The organism is Methylobacterium oryzihabitans, assembly GCF_004004555.2.
Taxonomy (GTDB): Bacteria; Pseudomonadota; Alphaproteobacteria; order Rhizobiales; family Beijerinckiaceae; genus Methylobacterium; species Methylobacterium oryzihabitans.
Genome location: NZ_SACP01000101.1, coordinates 1 through 557 on the forward strand (window position 1 = coordinate 1; position 557 = coordinate 557).

The following is a 557-nucleotide window of genomic DNA, read 5'->3' on the forward strand; positions in this document are numbered from 1 at the left end:
AGGCCTATCAGGCGCCGCGCAATGAGCTGGAGGAAGTGTTGGCCTGTATCTGGGCCGATGTGCTGAAGGCCGAGCGAGTGGGGGTGCACGACAACTTCTTCGAGCTGGGCGGGCATTCGCTGCTGGCCACGCAGATCGCCTCGCGGGTGCAGAAGCAGCTGCAGCTGAACGTGCCGCTGCGGGCGATGTTCGAGTGCAGCACGGTGGAGGAGCTGGCCGAGTATGTGCTGGGGTTGCAGGGCAGTGCGCTGGATGACGACAAGGTCGACCGGCTCAGTGACCTGATGGCCGAGCTCGAGGGGCTTTGAAGTGATTGGCTAGCCTGCACCGGCCTCTTCGCGGGCATGCCCGCTCCCACAGGTACTGCACTGCTTTGAGCACCTGTGATGACCCTGTGGGAGCGGGTCTACCCGCGAAGTGGCCGGGACAGGCTTACCCGGCAGTAGGCTTTTTCACCGCCCGAGGCTTTTTCGCCGCAGCGGGTTTGCCCCCCGGCAGGGCAGCTACCTTGGGCTCGGCAGGCGCCTTGGGCTCAGCGGCTGCCTTGGGCTTGGCCG

1 protein-coding gene is annotated in these 557 nt (G+C 65.7%); it reads left to right on the forward strand.

The annotated features are described in order from the left end of the window. Positions 1-308: phosphopantetheine-binding protein (locus EOE48_RS28515; RefSeq protein WP_148239816.1), on the forward strand; the 308-nt coding region annotated here is incomplete at its 5' end. Positions 309-557: the final 249 nt, after the last annotated feature.